The 23,726-nt window shown below is 42.3% G+C and carries 20 protein-coding genes; 19 read left to right on the top strand and 1 reads right to left on the bottom strand.

Features of this window, described 5'->3' with window-relative positions:
* Window positions 1–6 precede the first annotated feature (6 nt).
* From folD to MKX62_RS20375, 12 genes are all read left to right on the top strand, one after another.
* Entirely contained in the window at window positions 7–882 is an 876-nt protein-coding gene (gene folD, locus MKX62_RS20430) for a bifunctional methylenetetrahydrofolate dehydrogenase/methenyltetrahydrofolate cyclohydrolase FolD (RefSeq protein ID WP_067209889.1), read from the top strand.
* A gap of 72 nt (window positions 883–954) precedes the next feature.
* Entirely contained in the window at window positions 955–2,310 is a 1,356-nt protein-coding gene (xseA, locus tag MKX62_RS20425) for an exodeoxyribonuclease VII large subunit (RefSeq protein ID WP_187044996.1), read from the top strand.
* Window positions 2,311–2,553, top strand: coding sequence for an exodeoxyribonuclease VII small subunit (locus tag MKX62_RS20420; RefSeq protein ID WP_082786596.1), 243 nt, complete (start codon window positions 2,311–2,313; stop codon window positions 2,551–2,553). It begins immediately after the preceding gene.
* On the top strand, window positions 2,546–3,430 hold the full coding sequence (locus tag MKX62_RS20415) for a polyprenyl synthetase family protein (RefSeq protein ID WP_187044995.1): 885 nt from the start codon (window positions 2,546–2,548) through the stop codon (window positions 3,428–3,430). Before MKX62_RS20420 ends, MKX62_RS20415 begins: the two co-directional genes overlap by 8 nt.
* 96 nt (window positions 3,431–3,526) lie before the next feature.
* Window positions 3,527–5,428 (top strand): 1-deoxy-D-xylulose-5-phosphate synthase, encoded by a 1,902-nt coding sequence (gene dxs, locus MKX62_RS20410; RefSeq protein WP_067213960.1) that lies wholly within the window; start codon window positions 3,527–3,529, stop codon window positions 5,426–5,428.
* Window positions 5,425–6,246: a TlyA family RNA methyltransferase gene (locus MKX62_RS20405; protein WP_340742174.1), complete on the top strand. Its 822-nt coding sequence runs from the start codon at window positions 5,425–5,427 to the stop codon at window positions 6,244–6,246. The genes dxs and MKX62_RS20405 overlap by 4 nt, the downstream gene beginning before the upstream one ends.
* A 91-nt stretch (window positions 6,247–6,337) precedes the next feature.
* Window positions 6,338–6,787: a transcriptional regulator AhrC/ArgR gene (ahrC, locus tag MKX62_RS20400; protein ID WP_067209880.1), complete on the top strand. Its 450-nt coding sequence runs from the start codon at window positions 6,338–6,340 to the stop codon at window positions 6,785–6,787.
* 15 nt (window positions 6,788–6,802) lie between these two features.
* On the top strand, window positions 6,803–8,500 hold the full coding sequence (gene recN / locus MKX62_RS20395; RefSeq protein ID WP_067209878.1) for a DNA repair protein RecN: 1,698 nt from the start codon (window positions 6,803–6,805) through the stop codon (window positions 8,498–8,500).
* Window positions 8,501–8,663: 163 nt separating this feature from the next.
* A complete protein-coding gene (locus MKX62_RS20390; protein WP_067209875.1) occupies window positions 8,664–9,632 on the top strand; it encodes a SpoIVB peptidase S55 domain-containing protein in 969 nt (322 codons plus the stop codon).
* Between the two features lie 253 nt (window positions 9,633–9,885).
* Window positions 9,886–10,677, top strand: a complete 792-nt coding sequence (gene spo0A, locus MKX62_RS20385) for a sporulation transcription factor Spo0A (RefSeq protein WP_067209873.1) — start codon at window positions 9,886–9,888, stop codon at window positions 10,675–10,677.
* Between the two features lie 1,249 nt (window positions 10,678–11,926).
* Entirely contained in the window at window positions 11,927–13,489 is a 1,563-nt protein-coding gene (locus MKX62_RS20380; protein WP_187044994.1) for a DUF342 domain-containing protein, read from the top strand.
* Window positions 13,482–14,189 (top strand): glycerophosphodiester phosphodiesterase, encoded by a 708-nt coding sequence (locus MKX62_RS20375; RefSeq protein ID WP_187044993.1) that lies wholly within the window; start codon window positions 13,482–13,484, stop codon window positions 14,187–14,189. The genes MKX62_RS20380 and MKX62_RS20375 overlap by 8 nt, the downstream gene beginning before the upstream one ends.
* An 89-nt stretch (window positions 14,190–14,278) precedes the next feature.
* On the opposite strand, the gene MKX62_RS20370 is transcribed toward MKX62_RS20375, so the two are convergent.
* A complete protein-coding gene (locus tag MKX62_RS20370; protein ID WP_067209866.1) occupies window positions 14,279–14,515 on the bottom strand; it encodes a DUF2627 domain-containing protein in 237 nt (78 codons plus the stop codon).
* Window positions 14,516–14,642: 127 nt separating this feature from the next.
* On the opposite strand from MKX62_RS20370, the gene MKX62_RS20365 reads away from it, so the two are divergent.
* The 7 genes from MKX62_RS20365 (at window position 14,643) to MKX62_RS20335 (ending at window position 23,706) form a co-directional block, all read left to right on the top strand.
* Window positions 14,643–16,685, top strand: coding sequence for a sigma 54-interacting transcriptional regulator (locus MKX62_RS20365; protein ID WP_338656477.1), 2,043 nt, complete (start codon window positions 14,643–14,645; stop codon window positions 16,683–16,685).
* Between the two features lie 28 nt (window positions 16,686–16,713).
* A complete protein-coding gene (gene yqiS, locus MKX62_RS20360) occupies window positions 16,714–17,619 on the top strand; it encodes a phosphate butyryltransferase (RefSeq protein WP_338656478.1) in 906 nt (301 codons plus the stop codon).
* A gap of 212 nt (window positions 17,620–17,831) precedes the next feature.
* Window positions 17,832–18,926, top strand: a complete 1,095-nt coding sequence (locus MKX62_RS20355) for a Leu/Phe/Val dehydrogenase (RefSeq protein WP_067209859.1) — start codon at window positions 17,832–17,834, stop codon at window positions 18,924–18,926.
* 172 nt (window positions 18,927–19,098) lie between these two features.
* A complete protein-coding gene (gene buk / locus MKX62_RS20350; protein WP_067209854.1) occupies window positions 19,099–20,199 on the top strand; it encodes a butyrate kinase in 1,101 nt (366 codons plus the stop codon).
* Window positions 20,200–20,227: 28 nt separating this feature from the next.
* Complete coding sequence (lpdA, locus tag MKX62_RS20345; RefSeq protein WP_187044989.1) at window positions 20,228–21,655, top strand: dihydrolipoyl dehydrogenase; 1,428 nt, start codon at window positions 20,228–20,230, stop codon at window positions 21,653–21,655.
* A 60-nt stretch (window positions 21,656–21,715) separates the two neighbouring features.
* A complete protein-coding gene (locus MKX62_RS20340) occupies window positions 21,716–22,723 on the top strand; it encodes a thiamine pyrophosphate-dependent dehydrogenase E1 component subunit alpha (RefSeq protein ID WP_067209849.1) in 1,008 nt (335 codons plus the stop codon).
* Entirely contained in the window at window positions 22,723–23,706 is a 984-nt protein-coding gene (locus MKX62_RS20335; protein WP_067209847.1) for an alpha-ketoacid dehydrogenase subunit beta, read from the top strand. Before MKX62_RS20340 ends, MKX62_RS20335 begins: the two co-directional genes overlap by 1 nt.
* The last annotated feature ends 20 nt before the right edge of the window (window positions 23,707–23,726 follow it).

Below are 23,726 nucleotides of genomic sequence, written 5' to 3'. Positions count from 1 at the left end.
ATCATGATGACTGGAAAACTGATTGATGGAAAAGTAATCGGGCAAGAGATCAGAGACGAAATCAAGGAAAGAGTAACTGCTTTGAAAGAGCACGGTTGTCAGCCGGGGCTTGCGGTCGTTCTGGTTGGTGAGAATCAGGCTTCCCGTACATATGTTAGGAACAAGCAGAAATCAAGTTCGGAAGTGGGCATGAAATCGGAACTGATTGAACTTCCAGTCACAGTATCCGAAAAGGAGTTACTCGATCATGTCACACGGCTGAATAATGATGATTCAATTCATGGTATTCTGGTTCAGCTTCCGTTACCCGACCATATTGACGAAAACCTAGTCATCAGTGCAATTGACCCGACAAAAGATGTAGATGGATTCCATCCTGAAAATGTTGGGAAAATGATTATTGGTCAAAAAGCATTTCTATCATGCACGCCATACGGTATCATCAAACTCCTCGAACGAACAGATACTGAAATCAGCGGTAAGCATGCTGTTATCGTTGGACGCAGTAACATTGTCGGAAAACCGATGGGTCAATTGCTTTTACAGCGCGATGCGACAGTCACATACTGTCATTCTAAAACCAAGGATTTAGCTTCATTTACGAAACAGGCTGATATTCTCATTGTCGCAATAGGCAAGACAAAGTTCATCACAGATGAGCACATTAAAGAAGGTGCTGTCGTTATAGATGTTGGTATGAACCGCGATGAAAATGGTAAATTATGCGGAGACGTCGATTTCGAATCGGCAAAAACGAAAGCTTCAGCTATTACACCGGTTCCAGGTGGGGTAGGTCCGATGACAATTACGATGTTACTGAAAAACACACTTCATAGTGCAGAACAGGCTTCTGCAGAGGGAAGATGTTCACAACAACTATAAAAAACCGGACGGACGCTGTTTTTCATTGAAAAGACAGCGTTTCTATACGTCAAGAAACGGGAGGCGGGACTGTTGGCCGGACACCCACACTTGTCTGTACAAGCATTAACGAAATACATTAAACGGAAGTTCGATGCAGATCCCCATTTACGTAATGTATTTGTTAAAGGGGAACTGTCGAACGTTAAAAGTCATCCGAGCGGACATATATACTTCACCTTGAAAGATGAAAAAAGTAGGATCCAGTCAGCGATGTTCCGTTCTAGCGCATCAAGTCTTAAATTCAAGCCTGAAAATGGCATGAACGTACTGATTACAGGCGATGTAACAGTTTTTGAAACGAGCGGAAACTATCAATTATATGTCCAATCAATGCAACCTGATGGTATCGGTGCGCTTTATCTCGCGTTTGAACAATTGAAAGAGAGTCTGGGGAAAGAAGGATTGTTCGATGCGCGTTGGAAAAGACCGCTACCTTTGTTTCCAACTAAAATCGGTGTAGTTACGGCGCAATCAGGTGCCGCAATTCAAGATATCTGTTCAACAATTGAAAGACGTTATCCACTTGCAGAAATCATTTTGTTTCCTGCGATTGTTCAGGGACCGCAAGCAGCACCTTCCATTGTCAAATCAATTGAACAGGCAGATACATATGGTTCCATCGATGTTCTCATCGTTGGACGCGGCGGGGGTTCTATAGAAGACCTGTGGGCGTTCAATGAAGAGTCGGTAGCACGAGCAATCTTTTCTTGCCGACTTCCGGTTATCAGCGCTGTCGGGCATGAAACCGACACGACAATTGCCGATTTTGTCTCGGACAGAAGGGCACCTACTCCGACAGCTGCAGCTGAAATGGCCGTTCCTGCACGTGACGAGTTGTTTGAAAGGCTATTGGACCGGAAACGTGCTATTTATAATTCACTTTCCAATCAGATAAAAAATGAACGCAAACATCTTATAAGCTTACAAACATCCTATCCACTTCAATTTCCCGAGCGTCTTTATCGTCCGTTCACTGATAGATTGATTGGACTTGAGGGCAGACTCTTACGAAGCGGACAAGATATTACAGGCCACCGGCTATCCCAATACCAAAGGTTAAATAGTATGCTGTCCACTTTCTCACCTGAACAGCGAATCAAAGAAGGTCACAAGAATATAGTGGCACTCACGGAACGTTTGACTAGGGGAGTTCATCAAGACGTTCGCATACAAAGTGATCGTTTCCATGCATCTGTTCGTATGCTAAAGGCACTTAACCCACTTACTATTATGGAGCGCGGCTATTCGATTGTTTATCAGAACAACGAAGTTGCTAATTCTACCAAATCGCTTGAGGTTGGTGGAAACATTCAAATACGCTTGCAAGATGGAACCGTAGAAGCGATGGTCCAAAAGATTACATTGCATGAAGGGGAGGAAATTTAATTGGGAAAAGAGCCAATCCGCTTTGAAGAAGCGATGCTTAACTTAGAGGAAGTTGTCCAAAAGCTTGAAACAGGCGACGTACCACTTGAGGATGCAATTACACTTTACAAAAAAGGGATGGAACTATCCGCTTATTGCCACGGGAAATTACAGGATGCTGAAAAACAGCTCATTTCCATTATCGACAAAGATGGCAATAAGGCAGAATTTGATCCGGCGAAAGGTTCTGAGTCGAATGCATAAGGAATTACAACAATTTATCACAAAAAAATTACCTATTATCGATGCCAAATTGAATAGCTTGCTTGCGGCTACGAATGTATCTGAAACATTGAAATCCTCGATGGCCTATTCAATCAATGCCGGTGGAAAAAGGATCCGACCTCTCCTCGTTCTAGCCACGCTCGAAGATCTTGGCGTGGAATCTAAAGATGCTTTGACGGTAGCTTGTGCTGCTGAATTGCTGCACACGTATTCCCTCATTCACGATGATTTGCCATGTATGGATGATGATAATTTTAGGCGCGGTAAACCGACGAACCATATCGTGTATGGGGAAGGGGTTGCTGTACTTGCAGGAGATGCTCTACAGACGCTGGCATTTGGAAGTTTAACTCACTTATCAGATACATCCGCACAAGACACTATTCGAATCATCCGTTTACTATCGGACGCTTCTGGAGCGACAGGAATGGTCGGCGGACAAATGCTTGATATTGAAGGCGAGACAAAAAGCGTGTCTTTATCGGAGCTTGAAACAATACATGTAAATAAAACAGGGGCTTTATTGTCATTTTGTATTGGTGCTGGTGCCATATTAGCCGGTTTAGATGAAGAAAAGTCTGCAAAGTTGAAAGACTTTGCTTACCATATTGGACTCGCATTTCAAATACAGGACGATATTTTAGATATCACGTCTACGACTGAAGAACTTGGAAAGACTGCAGGAAGCGATGCGTTAAGTGAGAAGTCCACGTACCCATCACTGCTTGGTCTAGAGGGTGCAATGGCACGTCTGGCAGAACATCACCAATCCGCAAGAGAATCTCTTGCTTTTTTGGAAGCGGAGCATCCGCTTCTAGGGTTATTCGCGGATTATATCGTCGAACGAGAGTCGTAAAGCGAACTAAATTGTTGTGCTGATCGTCCTTATTGATATAATGTATGCAGTTCAGAATTATCCGTGGCAATTAATATGTGAAGGTGTGTGATAATGATGGAACTCACAGAAATTACTAATCCATCTTTTATTAAAAAACTCAATAGGGATCAGATGGTGGAATTAGCAGAAGAAATTCGGAAATTTCTTATTGGAAAGTTATCAGTTACTGGTGGTCATATAGGGCCTAATCTTGGAGTAGTTGAATTGACAATTGCTTTGCATCGTCATTTTGATAGTCCTGATGATAAAATCATTTGGGATGTCGGCCACCAGGCATATGTCCATAAAATTTTAACAGGTCGTGCTGGTGATTTCGATACGCTTAGGCAATTCAAAGGCTTATGCGGATTCCCCAAAATGATTGAAAGCGATCATGACGTCTGGGAAACAGGTCACAGTTCTACCTCTCTTTCGGCGGCTATGGGAATGGCGGCTGCACGAGATGTCAAGGGAGATTCGAACTATGTAATACCGGTCATCGGAGACGGTGCGCTAACAGGTGGTATGGCACTTGAAGCACTTAATCATATCGGTCATGCAAAAACCAACATGATTGTCATTTTGAATGACAATGAGATGTCAATTGCTCCAAATGTCGGTGCGCTTCATGCAGTCCTTGGAAAGTTAAGAACTGCCGGTAAATATAATAGTGCAAAAGATGAACTTGAATATATATTGAAAAAAATTCCGGCGGTTGGCGGTAAACTTGCTGCTGCTGCGGAGCGTGTGAAAGATAGTTTGAAATATCTTCTCGTTTCGGGTGTCTTTTTCGAAGAACTTGGCTTCACATATCTTGGACCAATCGACGGGCATGATTTCAATGATCTTGAACGCAATATTCAATACGCCAAGAAAATGGATGGACCTGTCTTGCTTCATGTTATTACGAAAAAAGGCAAGGGATATAGCCCGGCCGAAGACGATAAAATCGGTACATGGCATGGCACAGGACCTTATAAAATCGAGACAGGTGATTTCGTCAAATCTTCTTCAGTGGCACCTTCATGGAGTGGACTTGTTGCAGGTACGGTTCAAAAACTTGCTCGAGTTGATAGACGTATCGTCGCAATAACGCCGGCAATGCCTGTCGGTTCGAAATTAGAATCATTTGCAGCGGAATTCCCGGATCGATTCTTTGATGTCGGTATTGCTGAACAGCATGCAACGACGATGGCAGCAGGTCTTGCGACGCAAGGGATGAAACCGTTCTTAGCAATTTATTCGACATTTATGCAACGAGCTTACGATCAGATGCTACATGATATCTCTAGACAAAACCTAAACGTCTTTATCGGTATTGACCGTGCTGGGCTGGTTGGCGCAGACGGTGAAACGCATCAGGGCGTCTTCGATATTGCATTCTTAAGGCATATGCCGAATCTGGTTATTATGATGCCGAAAGATGAAAACGAAGGTCAGCATATGGTGAAAACGGCTATAGATTATGATGAAGGACCTATAGTAATGCGTTATCCAAGAGGAAATGGACTCGGTGTAACTATGGATGAAACATTACGTCCAATCCCGATTGGCTCATGGGAAGTACTACGTGAAGGCCATGATGGCGTCATCTTGACATTTGGAACAACAATTCCGATGGCATTGGAAGCCGCCAACATATTATTTGCTAAAGGGATTCATGTAAAAGTCATAAATGCAAGATTCATCAAGCCACTTGATACGGCAATGTTAGATACAATTTTTGCAACAGGAATGCCGATTATAACAGTTGAAGAGGCGGTTCTCGCTGGCGGTTTCGGCAGTGCTGTACTTGAATATGCACATGACACACTTCAGAACGTTGCCCCAATTAGACGGATGGGCATTCCAGATCAGTTCATTGAACATGGGAATGTTGACGAACTACTTGCAGAAATCGGTATGACTGCAGGTCATCTAGTTGAGAATATGGAATCATTTATTAAAATGCAAGCAGTGGAAAGGGAACAAGTATGACAAATCGTATACCGAAAGAGCGGGTAGATGTCCTTCTGGTCGCGCGTGGTCTCTTTGAAACAAGGGAACAAGCAAAGCGCTCCATTATGGCGGGCATCATCTTTACCGCTGAAACAAGGCTCGATAAACCAGGCGAAAAAATTTTTGCGGATGCACCTCTTGTAGTCAAAGGTTCGAAACTGAAGTATGTCAGTCGGGGTGGCCTGAAGCTCGAAAAAGCGCTTGAGCAGTTTGATGCTGACGTTAACGGCAAAATTGTGTTGGATATCGGGTCGTCAACGGGCGGTTTCACAGATTGTGCCCTTCAAAATGGCGCGTCACATTGCTACGCGCTTGATGTTGGGTACAATCAGCTGGCATGGAAAATACGTCAGGATCCGCGCGTAACTGTAATGGAAAGAACAAACTTTAGACACGCTACACCAGAACTTTTCACCGAGGGCATACCTCAATTTGCAACAATAGACGTATCCTTCATCTCATTGACGCTTATCCTACCTGCTTTAAAACGCATTCTTGCAGACGGTGGCGACGTCATGGTCCTTGTAAAGCCTCAATTTGAGGCTGGAAAAGGAAAAGTAGGGAAAAAAGGTGTTGTCCGGGAAAAATCCATTCATCTTGAAGTTTTAAGAAAAATCGCTGATGCATCTATACAAGAAGGTTTCAGTCTTCGCGGAATTTCATATTCTCCTGTCACTGGCGGGGAAGGGAATATTGAGTTTCTATTCCACCTGACTTCGGAAGATCATGCTTTGACATCATTTGACGATGGTTCATTCGACAATCTTGTCGAAGAAGCGTACAAGGAACTGCAATAGCACGCATTAATTTGCGTGCTATTCTTGTTGGATGAAATAATGGGTGGTACAGTATGAAGTAAGATATTATTATGGTATGGGAGTGATTAGTATGAATAAAGGGCATAGGCAAATTCGTATTCGTGATATTATCTCGAATTTTGAAATAGAAACACAAGATCAGCTCGTAGATAGCCTAAAAGCAGCGGGAGTGGACGTAACACAAGCGACCGTTTCACGTGATATAAAAGAAATGCATCTTATTAAGGTCCCTTTGTCTGATGGTAGCTATAAATACAGTTTGCCACCCGTACATAAGTACAATACAGAACAAAAACTTCACCGAATGCTAACTGATGCATTTGTCAGTATTGATGCAGCAGGTCATTTTATTGTTTTGAAAACGCTTCCTGGCAATGCACAAGCTGTCGGTTCTTTAATGGATCATCTCGGATGGGATGAAATTCTTGGAACGATTTGTGGCGATGATACGAGTTTGATTATTTGTCGTGATGAATCACTGACAGGAGTAGTGAAAGAAAAACTGTTGGCGATGCTCTGAAAGAGGTGAAAGCAATTGTTACGTGAAATCTCCATAAAAAACTTTGCAATCATTGAAAACCTTGAAATAACATTTGATGAAGGCCTAACCGTATTAACTGGAGAAACAGGCGCGGGAAAATCTATTATTATCGATGCTGTCCAACTACTTGCGGGTGGAAGAGGATCACAGGAATTTATCCGTCATGGAGCAACAAAAGCCGAACTGGAAGGGCTTTTCACTATTGAAGAAGAATCGCATCCTATTATTGCACAATTAGCTGAATTTGGTATTGATGCACAGGATGGCGTCGTTATATTGCGGCGCGATTTGAATTCAAATGGGAAAACGGTTTGCCGTGTCAATGGAAAGCTTGTGACGATCGCAATTTTGAGAGAAATTGGTTCACAGTTGATTGACATACATGGTCAACACGAAAATCAGGAATTAATGCATGAAAGAAGTCATATTCATTTACTCGATCATTTTGCGGGTGAAAAACTAGAGCATGCCTATGAAAACTATTTCGAGCTGTATGAAAGCTATCGAAAACTGAAACGGAAGCTTGAGAAGGCAGACGATAATGAGCAACAAGTTGCACAACGTATCGATTTGTATTCATTCCAGCTAAAAGAGATTAATGCAGCTGGACTCGTTATTGGTGAAGAGGACCAACTCGAAGCAGAAAAACAAAAGCTTCAAAACTTCAATCGCTTATTTGAGCGATTGAATACCGCATATGTGTCAATCAGTGGAGATACACATGCGCTTGACTGGGTCGGTTCTGCGATGAGTGATATGGAGGATGCAGCGTCGGTCGATAAAAGCTTGAAACTGCATGCTGAAACGATTGCAACAAGTTTCTATGCCTTACAAGATACTGCACACGAGCTCAAAAGTATACTTGATGATATGGAATTTGATCCTGCAAGACTCGAAGTAGTTGAAGAGCGCCTAGCACTCCACATCTCCTTGAAAAGGAAGTATGGCAAAACGATTGAAGACATTCTTTTGTATCGTGATAAAATCACAGAGGAACTTGAAAACTTAGTAAGTAGGGATGAACGTCTTTTTGCCGAGCAGGAAAAACTTGCGCAACTTCTCCAAGATCTTGAAATCGAAGCAGAAGAGTTATCAATTATCCGCCAAAATTCGTCTATCCAATTAGAAAATGCAATTATGGAACAACTGGAGCAACTTCATATGGGAAAAGCTTCTTTTAAAGTGGAAATTACTCGAAAAGCAGCAGGTACTTTCGATTCAAATGGATATGACGATGTGAACTTCTTGATCTCGACAAACGTTGGGGAACCGTTGAAACCACTTGTAAAAGTAGCGTCGGGCGGTGAAATTTCCCGTATAATGTTAGCGATAAAGACAATATTCTCTAAACATCAAGGAGTTACTTCACTTATTTTTGACGAAGTGGATACGGGTGTAAGCGGAAGAGTTGCACAAGCAATTGCGGAAAAAATAGCAATAATTGCAACAGATTCTCAGGTGCTTTGTATTTCTCATTTACCGCAAGTCGCCGCAATGGCGGATCACCATTACCTCATTAAAAAAAATGTAATAAGTGATAGGACGATGACGGAAATTCATGATGTCATCGAATCAGACAGGACTGAAGAATTGTCCAGGATGTTGTCTGGAGCTGAAACTACGCCATTAACATTAAAGCATGCGGAAGAGTTGTTGAAATTGGCCGCAGAACGTAAGAAATCGTTTAGATAATCACTTAACGTGCATACTACATTATGCACGTTTTTTTATTTTTTTACTCATCGGTTACAAAATGCAATGAAATTAATGTACGTTCCACTTTTGCTTTATTTACCCTTTCATAACATTCCCCTGAACGGACATACCAACAGTATCTTATTAAGGGAGGTGAAATATGGGATGGAGTAGACAGTTTAAGTTGGCCGTTTCGTTTTCTGTGCTTTTACTTGTCATGCCATTCACTACAAATGCAGCATTTGCTAAAGATGGAACGCTGATACCGATGGGACAATCGATTGGTATTAAAATGGATTTGTCGGGAGTCTACATCACAAATGATGTCATGATCAGTAAAGATAACTGGTTGAAGGCAGGTGATCTAATCGGACAATTAGACGATGTAGCAGTCAGTACCCTTCATGAGTACGAAAAAGTATCATCCTCAATGCGAGACAAAAAAGAAATCGTATTGCACGTCATCAGAAACGAGGAAAGCAGTCAAATCCTAGCAGATGGCGAAGCGATGAAACGTCTCCTTCCATTCCTGAAAGATCGAACAGAAGGGACAGGTACCTTGACGTATGTCGATCCGGACAAAGGGACATACGGAGCGCTCGGTCATCAGATCATCGACAGTGCACTGAAATCACCACCTTCGTTTAAAACAGGAGCGATTTATCTTTCAGAAATCGATCAAATTAAAAAAAGCGTGCCCGGAATTCCAGGTTATAAAATTTCAACGATTGTCGATGATGATGATTTTTTAGGGACGATTCGAATAAACGGTCTTTATGGCATCTTCGGGTCGTGGAACAGCGACTATAAGGAAGTGTTAACCGAACCTTTAACGATTATGCAGCCAGCAGAAGTAAAAGAAGGCGCTGCTGAAATTTACACAACGATTAAAGGGACAAAAGTTGAATCCTTTTCAATTCGAATTATAGAAGTAGAACAAGACCAGTTCCATTTCGTTTTAACAGATCCCGAATTGCTCAAAGCAACCGGAGGAATTTTACAAGGGATGAGTGGAAGTCCCGTTATCCAAAACGGGCAATTTGCAGGCGCGGTAACGCATATGTTTGTCGATGATCCTAAAAAAGGTGCAGCCCTATTTTTGGAGAAAATGCGTAGCGGGGAAAACTAATAAAAGGGCCAACTCGTATAATGAGTTGGCCCTTTTGTCCTGTCGTGTTAAGCTTAGCGAGAACGATTCGACAAACGTTGAGAAAAGAATAGAATTAGTCGAAGTTTAGGGAAACCATATGTCAGAAGTTTCATTTTTGCTAAATAAAAGAGGGTTACTCCACTATTCGTCGAAATTTCCCTTGTGTAGTTAAGAGAATGTTGCTAATGTTTAGGGAAAGAAGTCGTCATAAACGTACAAGGGGGAAATGGGAATGGATAAACTGAAAGTCGCGATTGCTGACGATAACAAGGAACTAGTGAGGACTATGATGACATATTTTGAAAGACATCCTGAAATCGAAGTCATTTGGACGGCGCATAACGGAAAAGTATGTCTGTCGATGTTGGAAGAAAAAAAGCCAGATGTCTTATTACTTGATATCATCATGCCACATCTTGATGGAATTGCGGTTTTGGAAACGTTGAGTGGAAATGCACAAACTGCCGATGTTCATATAATTATGTTGACGGCATTTGGGCAGGAAGATGTTATGACACAAGCGGCGAGTCTGGGAGCTTCCTATTTCATGCTTAAACCGTTTGAATTCGACCGACTTGCAAACCAGATATTCCAAGTAGCAGGAACAAGAAAACCGATAGTTCCGATAGCCCAAGCTAGCGGAGAGTATGCGCCAGGAACAGTAAGCCAAAAAGTGCTAGATACTACAATTACAGCAATTATTAAAGAGATTGGTGTACCCGCTCATATTAAAGGCTATGCGTTCATTCGTGAAGCGATTCAAATGGTTTATACGGACGTCGATTTGCTTGGTTCAGTGACGAAAGTACTTTATCCGGAGATCGCAAAAAAATACAATACGACAGCATCCCGTGTAGAGCGTGCAATTCGCCACGCAATCGAAGTCGCATGGAACCGTGGAAATTACGATGTCATTTCCAAAATGTTTGGCTACACTGTGCACCATTTGAAAAGCAAACCCACGAATTCTGAGTTCATCGCGATGATCGCAGATAAAATTCGTCTTGAGCATATGGCGAGCTAATCGTTGCTATGAAAGCGTTTTATGTTATTTGAAACAGTGAATTGGCACTTTTATTATTATTAAACCGGTCATCATTCCTATGAAATTTACGTAATCTTTGCAACAAATTACCGAACCGTACGTGCCCGTAGTGTAGCACATATTTCTGCGGAATCGAAAATTGACCTATCGGCGTAAATGCGGACAGGTCGATTTTTACGTTTACAGGCATTACGACGCTGTTCTGACGACTCTAAACGGTTTTCGATACTTGCGGTTGATAGCTATCATGAACTGCCGTGACATCGAGTCACCTGGCTCCAGGATTCTTAAAGGTAGGAAAAGGTAAACGATCCAGTAAAGGGCGAAAACTTCTAACCGAGATGATTTTTCGTGAATTAGTGGAAGCAGTCGGAAAGAGGTTTGTGTTCCAAGTGTAAGAGATTGGCAAAAACAACGTATTCTGGCGTGCTAGAACTTGGACAAAGTAACAGGTCCTTTGTACAGGGACATATCAATAGTGAGGATATAACAGTTCAATTATAAGGCAGCTTAATAGAATAATCGGATATAGTGATGTTATAGATTACAAAAATGTTATATAAAGATATATTAAGAAGTAATCACCAAGGCTTGCTAGTTATTTGTGACAAAGACCCTCATTATAACTTAGAGCAAGTTGAATAAATAAAAAAAGAAAACCACTTTTTACATTGAGCTAATTCTAGGGGCAAACCATTCCTTAGAAAAAGTAGAAATTGACACATTGACCTCAATTTCTACTTTAACGAAAGTGATAGAAAAAATGAAACTCATAATATAAGTACATTTGGGCTAACTAAATGTTTAAAAATAAGAATTGAATCTCTGTTTTTATATGGACTGAAAAAATAGTGGAAAAACAACCTATTTACTTTGGTACTAAATTATAAACAGAGAAGAGCCATAGGAGAAGATATAACAACTCATGAGAAATTATCCCATAGGTGGGTTCCTATTTGCTTAATCGAGTGATAAACTAAGGTTGAAAATGACGATGCACCTGCATTCATAAATTAATATATCGTTGTCAGTGAGAGCATGAAAAGCCTATTAATTCCAACTTGAGCATATGGCTAGCTGATTGAAAAACACCTAGTTATGGTAATAGCTACGCCTACTCTCCGAATCTATTTTCGTGTGGTAGGCTTTTTTAAACTAGAGATTAATTAATCTGACAAATAGGTTGAGGATGTTATATAATGGATAAGAGGGAAAGGATGAAGCGGCAGTGTTAGTTCAAAATGAGTTTTTCGATCTTTTAGTACAAGAGGAAAAAGTGATCTTGCGCACTAAGAAGAATGGTTTTCCACTTAAATCATTCGATTCAATTACGCGTGAACATCCACGATTAAAAATCAGTTCATTCCCGATATTAAGGAAAGCGCTTACTGAACTAGAGGCAGAACATATAATAGGCAATTGGATTCCAACTATAGAAATAGCTATTGCTGCTGATAAAATGATTGCTCAACTTTACATAAACGTGTCAACCAAGGAATTTGAAGAAAATAGACAATCAATCCTAAATCAGGCTGATAAAGTGCTTGATGATGCCGGAGTGATTTACGGCAGAACAACTTTGCAAGATGAGCCGTTTAAACCGGGTGAATCGATTATCGCAGCTGTAGGGAGAAAGCCACAAAAAGGTAAAGATGCAGTCGTATCATATATAGAAATACCTGAAAGAAGGCCGATGATCCGTGAAGACGGTTCTGCTGATTATTTTGAAATGAATTTCGTTACGCCTATCAAGCAAGGTGATTGGCTTGGCGAGAAAACATCGGCACAAGAGGGCATTGATGGTAAGGATGTTTTAGGTAACGATCTTCCTGCACGGCGAGGGGATGATGTGAAACTTTACTTTGACAGGAAATCAGTGACTGATGAACAAGAAGCGGACAAAGTAGTTCTGAGGGCGTCACACGGTGGGGCTTTGGAAAGCATTGACGGTATCATTAGTGTAGGGAAGCAGTTAATTGTCAGCGGGGATGTAGGACCTGAAACTGGCTCGATTAAATTTGACGGATCAGTTGTTGTATTAGGAACAGTCATTGCAGGATTTTCAGTAAATGCGACTGGAGATATTTCTGTAGAAGGTAATGAAGGTATCATAAATGCGAAGGAGATACAGTCATCTGAGGGAGACATCTACATAAAAGGTGGGATTTTCGGCGGTGGATTGACGATTGTCGAAGCGCGAGGTAATATTTTTGTTAAACACGCGAACAATTGCAAACTGTATGGAAAAGAAGTACATGTCGGTTTATATTTACTCGGCGCAGAAGTTATCGCAGAATCTGTATTTATTGATAAAAACAAAGGTAAAATTATTGGCGGGAAAATTGAGGCACTTTATAAAATTGAATGTGCATTTGCGGGTAACAGTCATGAACGGAAGACAATCCTTAGTGCAAAAGGGATTGACAAGGAAGTAATGTATATGGAAATTCAAGAAATGGCTAAAAGTTTGAAAGAACGCCAAGGAATCATCGAAAAGCTTGAGCAACACGCTCTCCCATTTAGGAATAGTGGAAGTCTTCTGAAGGGGCCACAGGCAGAAGCCTTTGAAAAAATGTTGGAAACGATTGAATCGAATAGAGATGCCATAGTTGAACTAGATAAAGAAATTCAACTTGGGTTGCGTAAAATTAAGCAAGCAGTTCCCGCTCAAATTGAAGTGACAAGAGAAGCTTATCCAGGTACAATCATTCAAATTGGATTGAAATCGTCTACGCTTCATGTAGGTGCAAAAGGCATTTTTGAAATCGTAGATGGCGTCCTAAATGTCTAATCCTACAGTTTTTGCACATCGAGGCGCTTCTGGCATCTGCTTTGAAAATACAATGAAAGCATTTGAGAAGGCTGTCGATCAAGGTGCTGGCGGCATCGAGCTAGATGTCCAATTGACAGAAGATGGAGTGCCGTTTGTCATCCACGATCCAGGATTATCTAGGCTTGCTGGCATTCGGAAAATGATTTCATCCATGACAAGTACAGAGCTCATGAGAATTCGAGTTGGAAGAAGATATAGACGTTTATTCTGTGGTCATAGCATTCCGACATTGATAGAAGCGGTGTCATTTTGCGAAATGCATGATTTAGCACTTAATGTTGAATTGAAAGAAACGGTTTCGGATCGCCCTGAATTGATCAAAATGATTGTTGATATTGTTTCTGTTATGGGCAATGTTCATATTTCCTCATTTGATTATCGCTTACTTGAAGTGGTCAAAGAGGAAAGCGAACGAATGGAAACAGCCTTTCTTATTGGAAAGAAAAGCGTAGATTGGACTAATCTTAAACAGTATTCATGTGCAGATGGATTCCATTTTCACAAACGGTTGTTGAAAGAGCCCTTTTTGACCAATCTCCTTCAAACCGGGAAAAAGATTCGGGTTTATGGAATGACTGGAACAGAACCAATCACTCTTAATCCGCCTCCTTATATAGATGGCTGGATAACGGATTATCCAAATCGATTCAATAAATAAGCAAAAGGACCAAGACTGTTCAGTCTTGGTCCTTTTGCAATTCGCTCAAATAGATTGTAGACGATTGCTCTTAGTTACGATATACACTGTTACTTTTGTTTAAACCGTTCTTGCACGCGTCCTTTTCGTCGATCGCGACGTAATAAAAAGCCCGCAAAAAACCATAGACCTCCCGCGAACAATAATAAGCCTACAACGAATTGAAGCCAAATGAACGGAAATGGGTTAAATAATACGCCAAATATCGAATCTCGCATTAATTTTATACCGCCGGCCGCAAAAAGTCCGGGGATTAGCAAGACCATAAATGCTGCTAGACGTGCCATATACGACAACTCCTTACCGAATCTAATTTTACCTACTCTAATTTGATTGTCAAGAACAGCGCTTTCATGTATGATGAAATTGTAATTGCAAAAGATTGCATGGTTCAAAAAAGGAGAATGAACATCCTTGCAAAACGTTCTCATTGTCGGGGCGGGGACAGGCGGATCGATAATACTGGACCTTCTCCAAAATTTAGAATTCATGAATGTAAACGCAATCATTGATACTGATGAACATGCACCGGGAATAATACGTGCAAAAAAACAGGGCATCGCATATGGGATGGATTGGACAAGTTACCTGACCGACGATTTGCATATTATTTTCGATGTGACCGGTGACAAGTCTGTATTCGCTGAGCTATTAAAAGCGAGGCCTGCCCATACCGTACTTATACCTGGTTCCGTCGCAAATCTCCTTGTAAGGCTGCTTGAGGAGAACGATACATACATTAAGCGCATTCATATAGAAATGCATAAGCAGCGAATGATCTTTGATTCAATTGAAGAGGGCATGGTTGGAATCGACGAAGAAGGAACTGTTGATTTCTTCAATAAAAGTGCCTCTAAGATGATTGGTTTCCCAATTGAAGAGGCTTTTGGTCGGATGATTACGGATGTAATTCCGACGACAGAGCTTCCAAGGGTATTCGATTCAGGCGTGGCGGAATTGAATGAGGAACAGATTCTTGGAAATGGCTTGAAAATAGTTACTTCTCGTTATCCACTCTTTGATTCCGCCGGGAAAAAAGTCGGTGCATTCGCGGTGTTTAAAGATATTACGGAAGTAGTTGCGCTAGCGGAGGAAATCACAGATTTGAAAAAAGTGAAGACAATGCTGGAAGCAATCATACATTCGAGTGACGATGCCATCTCAGTCGTTGATGATAAGGGGAATGGTATCCTTGTCAATCCAGCCTATACACGGATTACGGGCCTTACTGAAGATGAAATAATAGGTAAGCCCGCGAATGCGGACATCAACGAAGGTGAAAGTATTCATATGAGAGTACTTAAGTCGAGAAAGCCGGTTCGTGGCGTCAATATGCGTATAGGTGAAAATAACAGGGAAGTAATTGTCAATGTTGCACCAATCATTGTCGATCACCAAGTGAAGGGTAGTGTTGGTGTCATTCATGACATCACTGAAATGCGCAACTTGATGAAAGAACTTGACCAGGCACGGACAATTATTAGGAAACTTGAATCAACCTATACATTCGATGATATCTTCGGCGGTTCGTCTGATATTGAAATTTCAATCGAGCAGGCCAAGTTAGCTGCCAAATCTGACATTCCAGTCCTTCTTCGAGGAGAAGCGGGAACTGGGAAAGAATTGTTTGCGCATGCCATTCACAGTGGCTCCGAACGACGGTTTAATAAGTTTATCCGTGTGAATTGTTCGGCAATGCATTCATCTAAATTGGAAGCGGAGCTATTTGGACAAGAATCTGAGGTTTCTCAAAGTGGGAATGGTAGCACTCAAGGCCTTTTTCAAGAGTCTGCACAGGGAACGTTATTCCTTGACGAAGTGGCTGACTTGCCGCTTGTGGTTCAGGCGAGGCTGCTTAACTATTTAAAAAGCGGAACAATCTTCAAAAATGGGGGGACCTATCCCGTTCATTTGTCCGTTCGTGTCATTGCAGCGTCTACGAAAAACTTAGAAAAGGCAATGCACGAAGGAGCGTTTATTGAAGAACTTTATTATGTGTTAAACCGACTCTCAATCCAAATTGCGCCGCTACGATCTCGGAAAAAAGATATTCCATCCATTATTGGGCACCTACTAGTAAGGTTAAATCAGGAATTCGGGATGAATATTGAGAAAATTACCGATGAAGCGCAAGAGCGTCTTAAGCAATATGACTGGCCAGGAAATGTACGTGAACTTGAAAATGTACTTAGCCGCGCCATGATTTACATGGAGTCGGGAGATGCCGTTATCGAATTGATAGATGTGGTTAAATCCCTATCATCTAGGGAAAACAAGGAAGAGGAACAGATTCTTCCTGAAAAAAGCACACTTACTTCGATTATGGATGAATACGAAAAAACCATACTTGAAACGGCTCTCCGTGAAAATACTGGTAACAAATCATTAACAGCCAATAGGCTTGGTATTTCACTGCGCTCACTTTATTATAAACTTGAGAAATTCAGCCTCATTTAATCGTCATGTAGTCAAAGGAGGAGAGACAATGGTTACACTTGACTCACTCATCAGTCTGGCCGCATCGAAGAACGGTCCGGTTGTTGCTGTCGCATCTGCAGCAGATCGAGAAGTGCTTGAAGCGGTTAGTATTGCTAGTGAAAAAGGCATTGCTTCATTCATGCTTTTCGCTGATGAAAGTCGTATCAGCGAGATGATTCAAACAAATTTCCCTTGGTTACTAGATAATGAAAAAATTAGTATCCATCATGCTGAAGACGATAGCTACGCAGCTGCACTCTCAGTGAAAGCGGTTTCAAGTGGACAAGCACATGTCCTGATGAAAGGGAACTTAGCAACATCTACCATCCTTAAGGCGGTGTTGAATGGCGACTATGGTTTACGCACAGGGAAAATACTGTCGCATGTCGCAGCGTTCGAAGTTGCCGGTTATGACCGTTTACTTTTCGTGACGGACGCGGCAATGAACATCGCACCTGACCTAGAAGCAAAAGCACAAATCATTCGTAATGCAGTTGCTACTGCGCATGCGTGTGGTGTGCTTGAACCAATCGTCGCTCCCTTGGCTGCTGTCGAAACGGTGAATCCGGCAATGACACCAACGACAGATGCCGCGTCGCTAGTAGTAATGAATCGACGTGGTCAAATCACTGGTTGCATTGTTGACGGTCCACTTGCCCTTGATAATGCAGTATCAGAGAAGGCTGCTGCGCAAAAAGGAATTACAGGGGAAACAGCTGGTAAAGCCGATATTCTTGTCGTTCCGAATATCGAAGCAGGCAATATTCTCTACAAATCACTTATGTACTTCGCCAACGCGAAAGTCGGTGCGATTATCCAAGGCGCCAAAGCACCAATCGTCCTTACATCAAGGGCGGACAGTGCCGAAAGTAAACTTTACTCACTAGCACTAGCAATTCTTTCGATAAAGTAAAAAACAAAAGCGTAAGCGCCTGTTCAGAGGCGACAGACATAAGACGGGCTGGCGAAGCGGCGTTCTTTGCCGCACAGCTTGACCAACTTATGACCCGAGTCTCTAGGCGCTGGAGTCTAGACGTGAACACTCTATTGAATAAATTATCCACAGTACGAGATTTTTAGTTTCTTAAAAATAAAAATGAACGATACCCTTAGGAGGAATTTACAATGGAAATTTTCAAATATATGGAACATCAGGATTATGAACAACTTGTTATTTGTCAGGATAAAGCTTCAGGACTAAAAGCGATCATCGCTATTCATGATACGACACTCGGCCCGGCGCTTGGTGGAACACGTATGTGGACGTATGCAAGTGAAGAAGAAGCAATTGAAGACGCACTTCGCCTTGCGCGCGGTATGACTTACAAAAACGCGGCTGCTGGATTGAATCTTGGTGGCGGAAAAACAGTTATTATAGGGAATCCAAAAACAGACAAAAACGATGAAATGTTCCGTGCTTTCGGTCGTTATATTGAAGGATTGAACGGTCGTTATATCACTGCAGAAGATGTAGGAACAACTGAAGCGGATATGGACTTAATTAATCTTGAAACAGATTATGTTACAGGTACTTCTGCTGGAGCGGGTTCATCTGGTAATCCTTCGCCTGTTACTGCTTATGGTATTTATTACGGTATGAAGGCAGCAGCAAAAGAAGCATTTGGAGACGACTCGCTAGCGGGCAAAACAGTAGCGGTACAAGGTGTCGGAAACGTTGCTTATGCACTTTGTGAGTATTTGCACGAAGAAGGTGCAAAACTAATCATCACGGATATCAACGAAGAAGCAGTTCAGCGTGCAGTTGATGCATTCGGTGCAACAGCAGTCGGCATCAATGAAATTTACTCTCAAGAAGCAGATATCTTCGCACCATGTGCACTAGGTGCAATCATAAACGATGAGACGATTCCACAATTGAAAGCAAAAGTTATTGCAGGATCTGCTAACAATCAATTGAAAGAAACGCGTCACGGCGATTTAATCCATGAAATGGGTATTGTTTACGCACCTGACTACGTTATCAACTCGGGCGGCGTTATCAACGTTGCAGATGAGCTTGATGGTTATAACCGTGAACGTGCACTTAAACGCGTAGAAGGAATCTATGACGTAATCGGGAAAATTTTCGCAATCTCAAAACGTGATAATATCCCAACGTATGTTGCAGCTGACCGCATGGCGGAAGAGCGTATTGCACGTGTTGCTAATACAAGAAGCACTTTCCTACAAAACGAAAAAAGCGTACTTTCAAGACGCTAATAAAGAAAAGCGAAAGCGACCTGTTTAGACGCGACAGGCATAAGATAGACCGGCGAAACGACGTTCTTTGTCGTGCACAGGAGGGATGCAATTCAATCCCTCCCAGATAGCTTATGACCCGAGCGTCTAGTCGCAGTAGCTAGACATAAAGAAAAGAAAAGGCTGCATTGATATGGAAGGAGGACCTATTGTGCATGAGAATCACCATAGGATCCTAGTTATTAACCCAGGATCTACATCAACAAAAATAGGTGTCTTTGAAGGCGAAAGTCAACTGATGGAAAGTACGTTGAGGCATAGTTCAGAAGAAATTGCACAGTACCCTTCCATCATCGATCAATACAGTTTTCGTAAAGAGGCAATCCTTGAGTCACTTGAAAAAGAAGGCATTAACATCACTACACTAGCTGCCATTTGCGGTCGGGGCGGGCTTCTCCGTCCGATCGAAGGTGGTACTTACCCTGTTAACGAAGCGATGATACAAGACTTGAAAACAGGTTATTCAGGTCAACATGCATCGAACCTCGGGGGCATAATTGCGCATGAAATCGCAACCAGCCTAAACCTTCCCGCTTTCATCGTCGACCCCGTCGTCGTCGATGAACTTGCACCAATCGCGCGAATTTCTGGATTTTCGGCCATTAATCGAAAATCCATATTCCATGCGCTGAACCAAAAAGCGGTTGCAAGACGCTACGCAAAACAAGTCGGTAAAAAATACGACACACTCCGGTTGATTATCACCCATATGGGCGGGGGTATAACTGTCGGTGTACATGAATTCGGCAAAGTAATTGATGTAAACAATGGACTTCACGGAGATGGACCATTCAGCCCTGAACGTGCGGGAACCGTACCTGCGGGGGATCTCATCGAACTATGTTTTTCTGGAGAGTACTTCCGTCACGAAGTAATGAAAAAACTTGTTGGTCAAGGTGGTCTCGTTGGCTATCTCGGAACGAACGATGCAGTTCGCGTTGAACAACGAATTGAAGATGGTGATGAAAAAGCAAAACTAGTTTACGAGGCAATGGCCTACCAAGTTGCTAAGGAAATTGGTAGTGCGGCTGCTGTCCTTCACGGCCAAGTGGATGCGATTATCCTTACGGGTGGCCTTGCTTACGGCAAAGGATTTGTGAAGGATATTACATCCAGAATCGACTGGATAGCGGATATAGTTGTGTATGCTGGAGAAGATGAACTACAAGCACTTGCAGAAGGCGCACTCCGCGTTCTAACTGGTGAAGAAATAGCTAAAATCTACCCGTCTTGACGGGTCGTTGTGAGGGAGGCCATCTATAATGGCGAGGGAATATGATGTAGTTATTTTAGGAGGCGGAACGGGTGGCTATGTCGCTGCGATTCGCGCCGCTCAATTGGGACTGAAAACAGCACTTGTTGAAAAAGGGAAACTAGGCGGCACATGCTTGCACAAAGGGTGTATCCCGAGTAAAGCATTGTTAAAAAGTGCTGAAGTATTCGATACGGCAAAAAATCAGGCTGCAGAGTTTGGGGTAAATACAAAAGACGTATCACTGGATTTCAGTCGTGTACAAGCACGAAAAGACGGTATCGTTAAACAGCTACATGCTGGCGTGACTGCCCTAATGAAAAAAGGGAAAATCGACGTATTTGATGGACTTGGCAGAATGCTTGGACCATCAATCTTTTCGCCAATGCCGGGTACTATTTCGGTTGAAATGAACAATGGTGACGAAAACGAAATGCTCATCTTGAAAAACCTGATTATCGCAACAGGATCTAGACCACGTACATTACCCGGTTTGGAAATTGATGAAAATCAAGTCATGTCTTCTGATGGGGCGCTTTCTATGGAAGCACTTCCTAAGTCGATTATCATCGTTGGTGGTGGAGTCATCGGTATAGAATGGGCTTCTATGCTCAATGATTTCGGTGTCGAAGTCACTGTTCTCGAATATGCAGATCGAATTATTCCGACTGAAGACGATGACATCTCGAAAGAAATGAAAAAGCTATTGACGAAAAAAGGAATCACATTTGTGACAAGTGCGAAAGTTCTCCCAGAAACCCTCGTTAAAAAAGAAGGAACTGTCACAATTTCTGCGGAAATGAATGGCGAAACGACGGCGTTCACAGCTGAAAAAATGCTTGTTTCTGTCGGTCGTCAAGCAAATGTCGAAGGAATTGGTCTGGACAATACGGAAATTGAAATCATCAATGGTTATATTAAAACAAGACCAACATTTCAAACAAAAGAACATCATATTTATGCAATTGGTGATGTTATTGGCGGGCTGCAACTAGCGCATGTTGCTTCTCACGAAGGAATTGCGGCTGTTGAACATATTGCAGGTCTAAAAAATGAAGCGATTGATTATACAAAAATATCGCGTTGCATTTATTCTAGTCCCGAAGCGTCAAGCGTCGGCATAACAGAGAAGCAAGCGAAAGAACAGGGCTTTGATGTCAAAGTCGGGAAATTCCCGTTTATGGCCATCGGAAAAGCACTTGTCAATGGAAATTCGGATGGTTTTGTAAAAATCATTGCCGATAAAAAGACAGACGATATTCTAGGTGTTCATATGATAGGTGCACACGTGACTGATTTGATATCCGAAGCAGGACTCGCGATGGTGCTCGATGCGACGCCGTGGGAAGTGGCAAGCACGATTCATCCACATCCATCGCTTTCTGAAGTAATGGGCGAAGCCGCTTTAGCCGTAGATGGCAAAGCAATTCATATGTAAAAAAGAGTCTCAATTAGTCTAAGACACAAGACTGCGAACCATAGAAGGGGGATTTTAGAAATGGCAAAAACGCGTCATGAAGAACTAGGTTTAACAAATGAAGATGCACTGCAAATTTTTGAAACGATGTTAATGGCTCGTCGTATTGATGAACGTATGTGGCTCCTTAACCGTGCAGGAAAGATTCCATTCGTTATTTCATGTCAGGGGCAGGAAGCAGCACAAGTTGGAGCAGCTTTCGCTCTTGATAAAGATAAAGACTGGATTGCACCATACTATCGGGATATGGGCGTTGTTCTACATTTTGGAATGACTCCGCAAGATTTGATGCTGTCCGCATTCGCAAAAGCAGAAGATCCGAACTCAGGTGGTCGTCAAATGCCTGGTCACTTCGGTCAGCGCAAAAATCGTATTTTGACAGGATCATCTCCTGTTACGACGCAACTACCGCACGCAGTTGGGGTAGCTCTTGCGGCGAAGATGAAGAAGGAAGATTTCATTACTTTCGTTACACTTGGGGAAGGTTCATCTAACCAAGGAGATTTCCACGAAGGCATGAACTTTGCAGGTGTCCATAAATTACCGACTGTTATCATGGTTGAAAATAATAAATATGCAATTTCAGTTCCTGTTGAAAAACAACTTGGCTGTGTTAATGTTTCCGACCGTGCAATCGGTTACGGAATGCCGGGTGTTACAGTTGATGGAACAGACCCACTTGAAGTATACAAAGTGGTCAAAGAAGCAGCAGATCGTGCACGACGTGGAGAAGGTCCAAGTCTTGTAGAGACAATCTGTTACCGATTGACGGCTCACTCATCAGATGATGATCAACGCCAATACCGTGATGCAGAAGAGCTTGAAAATGAAAAGAAACTTGACCCGATTCCAATGTTCGCAGCTTATTTGAAAGAAGTAGGCGCACTAACTGATGAACTTGAAAAAGAAATGGAAGAACGCATCATGAAAGAAGTGAACGAAGCGACCGATTATGCGGAAAGCGCTGCGTACGCTGAACCTGAATCTGCGATGCTCCATGTGTATGCTGAAGATGGGGGGAACGAATAATGGCTGTTATGTCTTATATCGATGCAATCACACTTGCAATGAAAGAAGAAATGGAACGAGACGACCGCGTTTTCGTTCTCGGAGAAGACGTTGGACGTAAAGGTGGAGTCTTTAAGGCTACGGCAGGTCTTTACGATCAATTCGGAGAATACCGCGCACTTGATACACCGCTTGCGGAATCTGCAATTGCAGGTGTCGGAATTGGTGCAGCAATGTACGGGTTACGTCCAATTGCTGAAATGCAGTTTGCTGATTTCATAATGCCGGCTGTGAACCAAATTGTTTCGGAAGCAGCAAAAATACGTTACCGTTCGAATAACGACTGGTCTTGTCCAATTGTTATTCGTGCACCATTCGGAGGCGGTATCCACGGGGCGCTGTATCACTCGCAGTCTGTCGAATCGATGTTCGCAAGCACACCGGGATTAAAAATCGTTATACCGTCAACGCCATATGATGCAAAAGGGCTTCTTAAAGCGGCAATCCGCGATGAAGATCCAGTATTATTCTTTGAACATAAACGCGCTTATCGTTTAATTAAAGGCGAAGTGCCTTTAGATGACTACGTATTGCCAATTGGCAAAGCAGATGTTAAACGTGAGGGCGATGATATTACAATCATCACTTACGGACTATGTGTCCATTTTGCATTGCAAGCCGCTGAACGTCTTGCAGAAGATGGAATTTCTACTCATATCCTTGACCTTCGGACTGTCTATCCACTTGACCAAGAAGCAATCATTGAAGCAGCTTCGAAAACAGGGAAAGTCCTCTTAGTTACTGAAGATAATAAAGAAGGAAGCATTATGGGAGAAGTTGCAGCAATAATTGCTGAAAACTGCCTGTTTGAACTTGATGCGCCAATTAAACGTCTTGCTGGACCAGATATTCCAGCGATGCCATATGCACCGACAATGGAGAAATTCTTCATGGTCAATCCAGACAAAGTAGAGAAGGCAGCGCGTGAACTCGCAGAATTTTAATCGGGAAGGAGGTCAATCAA

This window comes from Sporosarcina sp. FSL K6-5500 (assembly GCF_038005665.1).
GTDB lineage: Bacteria > Bacillota > Bacilli > Bacillales_A > Planococcaceae > Sporosarcina > Sporosarcina psychrophila.
This window is presented reverse-complemented; position numbering and strand designations above follow the sequence as displayed.